Annotated in this window: 3 protein-coding genes; all 3 read left to right on the top strand. The window is 69.2% G+C overall.

Going from position 1 to position 4,987, the window contains the following annotated elements; all coding sequences use genetic code 11:
• Positions 1 to 120 precede the first annotated feature (120 nt).
• On the top strand, positions 121 to 621 hold the full coding sequence (locus ACFY0I_RS39845; protein WP_388904722.1) for a GNAT family N-acetyltransferase: 501 nt from the start codon (positions 121 to 123) through the stop codon (positions 619 to 621).
• 1,455 nt (positions 622 to 2,076) lie between these two features.
• Positions 2,077 to 3,504: a rifampin monooxygenase gene (gene rox, locus ACFY0I_RS39840; RefSeq protein ID WP_388904721.1), complete on the top strand. Its 1,428-nt coding sequence runs from the start codon at positions 2,077 to 2,079 to the stop codon at positions 3,502 to 3,504.
• 169 nt (positions 3,505 to 3,673) lie between these two features.
• Positions 3,674 to 4,159 (top strand): hypothetical protein, encoded by a 486-nt coding sequence (locus ACFY0I_RS39835; protein WP_388904719.1) that lies wholly within the window; start codon positions 3,674 to 3,676, stop codon positions 4,157 to 4,159.
• Positions 4,160 to 4,987 lie beyond the last annotated feature (828 nt).

The following is a 4,987-nucleotide window of genomic DNA, read 5'->3' as shown; positions in this document are numbered from 1 at the left end:
GGGACCCTGTGGGAGAGTAGGACGCCGCCGAACAATCATTGTGGGAAAGCCCCGCACCAGGTAACTGGTGCGGGGCTTTTCTGCGTTTACGGCCAAGTCGCCGTTCCGTAGCATCGGCGCATGCCCAGCCTTCGGTTGCTTCGTTTCGACCACGCGCCGGCACTCCTCGCTTTCGAGCGAGAGAACCGGGCCTACTTCGCCGCCTCCGTGCCCGACCGAGGTGACACCTACTTCGCCGGCTTCGAGGAACGACATCGTGAGCTGATGGCCGAGCAGGAAGCCGGTCTCCACTTCTTCCACGTCCTGGTGGACGACGAGGGTCAGGTGCTGGGCCGGGTCAACCTGATCGACGTGGCCGACGGCTCCGCCGAGCTCGGCTACCGGATCGCAGAACGTGCTGCCGGGCGCGGCCTGGCCACTGCCGCGGTACGCGAGGTGTGTGCCTTGGCCGGCGCTGAGTACGGCCTGACCATGCTGCGGGCCGTCACCACCCTCGACAATCCGGCCTCTCGGACGGTGCTGAGCCGTACCGGCTTCACTTCTGCGGGCGAGCTCCTCCTCGACGGCCGGCCCGGGCTGAGCTTCGTACGACCACTGGATGGTGGTTCCGGGGCCGGTTGAGGGGTGGGGGACAGGAACATTGCACAGGGCGAGGGAAACGGACGTGGCGGAGTCTCTGGACGCCGTATGGACTTGGGATCGCGAACTGCGGCTCAAGTACGCGCTGGTGAGGGAGGAATGGGGCGGAGAGCTGATCGTCTGGGCTCACTGTGCCGAAGCGGACGGGCTGTTCGTCGATTCGACGCCGCGTACGACGCCCATGGCGACGACCACTGGGAGCTGCTCGCCTCGGTGCTGAGCGGTTGCCAACCTTCCTTTCTGGACGCTTCGTTGGTCGAGCTTTTCCTCGAGGCCGAGGTTGAGGCCGAGGTCGAGGGGCCGGTGCGGCGCGGTGAGCCCGCGGATGCGGAGTAGCGGCTGTGCAAGGCTCGGGAGGGGGCTACCTGGGTGCGTGCCGGCGGGTGGAGGGCCCGTTCGGCAACCGGGCTTTCCCTGCATGGCGACCCATGGCGTCTGATCGGTTGCCGACCCGGGGAGCGGCTGTTGCGCCGGCTCGTGCGGCTTCGGGGCGGCGGCGACATGGTCACGCTGCTTGCCGTGGACCGGACCGGCCGGGTGATGCGGCGCGAGCACCACATGCCGTTGCGGGTCCTTGCGTCCCGCCCGTCCGAACTCGGCGGGGCCCTCGTCGACCTGTGGCTCCAGGAGGGCCTTGCCCGCCGGCTCGAGCCGGCCGTCCGACCGGTGTGGGACGCCTGGTTCGAGGGTCCGCCGACCGAGCGCGGGCGGTGGAGCGGCTTCGCCGGCGCGGGCCGGGCCGAGTGGGCAGCCTGGACGCAGGCAGGCAGGGGACAGGCCGGCGCGAAGCAGGCCGGCAGTTGCAGGCTCTCGTACGGCACCGCGATGGTCGGCACGTCACCGACGTTCCCGGTCTCGTGTGCGCGATCGGTGAGGCGTGCGCAGGGCCGGGCGGCCACTACTCCCAGTGCTGGCACACGTTGCGCGGCTGCCCGTGCGGCGGGGACGCGCCGCACGAGCCGTTCAGGCTGATCCGGCACGACGTGGAGGTGGCGCGGCGTGCGCTCGGGGCGCTTGCTTCGCGCGGACGACTCGTCGAGTGATGAGTCGGACGGCCTGAGCATTTCACCCGGCTCGGCCTGGTCGTCGTCCTCGATGCTCGACGCTCGATGCCGGCGATGGGCCGGGAGCGGCGGTCGACGGCGGACGGGCAAAAGCAAAGGCAAGGAGGTTGCCCACTCCTTGCCACTATCAAGATATAGCGGGTGGGGGGTCTTGCGGCAAGACCCTGGTCGTGATGCAGAATTTCCGACCTGAGCCGTATCCGGTCGATATCCGGGGTTCGCGCCGTGCGTGCGCTTTTGGCGAGGTATGGGTCCTTGGGGAGCCGCCTCGATGGCGAAGGCACGGGCTCGTGTGCGCGGTCCGTTGCCCTGCGTGGAGCAGGGGAGAAGTGGACCAGCGGGCGAAATCAATCTCGTTGAGTGGGGCGTATTCATGGTGGACGTGATCGTTGCCGGTGCCGGACCGACCGGCCTGATGCTGGCCGCGGAATTGCGGCTGCACGGTGTGGACGTGCTCCTGTTGGAAAGGGAGGCGGAGCCGATCGGGCACTCCCGTGCCCGTGGGCTGCACGCGCGCAGCGTCGAGGTGATGGACCAGCGTGGTGTGGTGGACCGGTTCCTCCCGCTCGGGGAACGGTTCGCGGTCGGCGGCTTCTTCGCCGGCATCAGTACGGCGTGGCCCGCGCAGCTGGACACCACGCACTCGTACGTCCTCGCCATCCCGCAGGCCGTCACCGAGCGGCTGCTGACGGAGCGCGCCACCGAGCTCGGTGCCGAGATCCGGCGCGGTTGCGAGTTGGTCGGGCTGAGTCAGGACGAGGAAGGGGTCACCGTCAGGTTGGCAGACGGTACGCAGTTGCGTTCGCGCTTCCTCGTCGGCTGCGACGGCGGCCGCAGCACGGTACGCAAGCTGATCGGAGTCGGGTTTCCGGGAGAGCCGTCCAGGACCGAGACGCTGCTGGGCGACATGGAGGTGGGCGTGCCGCCGGAGACGCTGGGCGCGGTGATCGCCGAAGTGCGCAAGACGCAGCTGCGGTTCGGCGCGATCCCCGAGGGGGACGGTGTGTACCGCATCATCGTTCCCGCGGACGGGGTGGCCGAGGACCGTACGACCGCGCCGACCCTGGAGGAGTTCAAGAGGCAGCTGCGAGCCGTAGCGGGCACCGACTTCGGGGTGCATTCGCCGCGGTGGTTGTCCCGCTTCGGCGACGCCACCCGCCTGGCCGATCGCTACCGGGCCGGCCGCGTACTGCTGGCGGGCGACGCGGCCCACATCCACCCGCCGACCGGCGGGCAGGGGCTGAACCTGGGTGTCCAGGACGCGTTCAACCTCGGTTGGAAACTGGCCGCCGAGGTGTGCGGTTGGGCGCCGGAGGGCCTGCTGGACAGCTACCACGACGAGCGGCATCCGGTGGCCGCCGACGTGCTGGACAACACCCGCGCGCAGATGGAGCTGCTGTCCCCCGAGCCGGGTCCCCGGGCGGTACGTCGGCTGCTGTCGGAACTCATGGAGTTCGAGGAGGTGAACCGGCACCTGATCGAGAAGATCACCGCGATCGGGGTCCGCTACGACTTCGGAGAGGGGCACGACCTGCTCGGCCGCCGGATGCGGGACGTGGAGCTGAAGCGGGGACGTCTCTACGAGCTGATGCACGGCGGCCGGGGGTTGCTGCTCGACCGGACCGGCCGGCTGTCGGTGGCCGGCTGGGCGGACCGGGTCGACCACGTGGTCGATGCCGGCGACCAGCCGGACGTGCCCGCAGTGCTGTTGAGGCCGGACGGACATGTCGCATGGGTCGGCGACGACCAACGTGAGCTGCTCGACCGGCTGCCCCGGTGGTTCGGCGCCCCCACGGACTGAGCCGGCGGGCCGGGGGCGCGACCTGGGGTGGGCCTTCACGCGGGTCGCCTCGTGGTCCCGTGCGTCACGCAATCCGATGCGTCACGCAGCCCGCCCCCCTGGGGGCCCTCATCTCTTCGGCCGAGGAAACGCGCTCACGTCGAATCGGGGATCCGGGCACCCTGGCGGCATGGCTGATCTTCTATGGGATGACGTGAGCTGCTTCTTCGACCCGGACCTGATGGGGCCGCTGCCGGACGTGCGCGTCCCGCACTGTTCGGTGGAGGACTGGCAAGCAGTCCTTGATCTCGTCGAGTCGAGGGGCTGGAAGCGCCGGTACTCCGAGGGCGAGACGGTGCTGCCGGCGCCCCGGGCGGAGAGCGTGCTGTCTCGGGCTGCGGATGCCGAGTGGCCGAACCTACGGGTCTGGCCGGACGCCGAAGTACAGGTGATCTTCCGCTTCCAGGACGAAGAGGTGATCGACTTCGACGTCGATCTGAGGGAGTTGCAGGGCCAGGAACGACTCGATGCGTTCTGCGGCTTCCTTCGGGAGCTGGGGCGACGTTTGGGCAAGCCGGTCCTGATGGATCCGGAGGGCGACCACGGCCACCCGGTGCTCGGCTTCGACCCCCCGAGTGACCGGGTCGTCCTTCTGGCCGAGCCACCGGCCATGTGACCGGGGCGGCGGCCGGGAGGCGTGAAGGGTTGGTTCGTCGCGGAGTACCGCGCAAAGAACGTCGGCCCGGCATCCCGCGAGGCCGAGCAGGGCCCGGTGCGGTGCTGCCCTGCGCGACCTTCGTGGTGACGGGTTCGGCGAGCCCGGCCAACGGCACGCCGTCCTGCGAGACCGGCCCTCCCATCCGGCACTGGTCCTCCTCGCCACGGAGCGGCCGATGATCCAGCAGCTGCCGCGCACCGGGGGAACTACGTGAACTTTCCCGTTCCGGCTCACCTTCCGCCGTCCGGTCGGCGCCCAGCTCGGCGCTCATGGTGCGTGCTCCTACGAAGGACTACGCGTGCTGCACCCGGGACGTCCGGGGCGGCGTCGTCAGCCTTGGTGTTCAGGTCGGTCCCATCGGCGGCCGTCGATGCCCGCCGTGGAGTGAAGATCGTGCGGAGCCGGCGGTGTCGGGACCGGGCTTCGCCGGCCGGTCCTGGACGGAGCGCTGGGGCACTTCGTACGTCTCGATCGGGCGTGGGCCGCACGGTGAGGATGCGGCCGGCGGCGCCCTGGGCCCGTTTTGACTCCCCCCAGGTGGGGTTGTAGAGTTGAACAGTTGCCTCGAACCGGACAGGTTCGGCAACAACCTCCACACCACACAAGAACTTTGATTCGCGTGAGGTGTACTCGACTCTTCATTCGAGAACGCGGAAGCCGGGAAATCCGGTGGCGAACTTCTGATAGAGTCGGAATCGCCGGAAAGGGAAAGCGCGAAAGCGCAGGACCTGGAAAGCGCCGAGGAAATCGGGCCCGAAAGAGTCTGATAGAGTCGGAAACGCAAGA

The organism is Streptomyces sp. NPDC001568 (genome assembly GCF_042893755.1).
GTDB lineage: Bacteria > Actinomycetota > Actinomycetes > Streptomycetales > Streptomycetaceae > Streptomyces.
This window is presented reverse-complemented; position numbering and strand designations above follow the sequence as displayed.

What these genes read in the sequence shown, in the direction of transcription:
- ACFY0I_RS39845 (WP_388904722.1), top strand. Translation starts at nt 121, where the DNA reads ATGCCCAGCCTTCGGTTGCTTCGTTTCGACCACGCGCCGGCACTCCTC.
- rox (WP_388904721.1), top strand. Translation starts at nt 2,077, where the DNA reads ATGGTGGACGTGATCGTTGCCGGTGCCGGACCGACCGGCCTGATGCTG.
- ACFY0I_RS39835 (WP_388904719.1), top strand. Translation starts at nt 3,674, where the DNA reads ATGGCTGATCTTCTATGGGATGACGTGAGCTGCTTCTTCGACCCGGAC.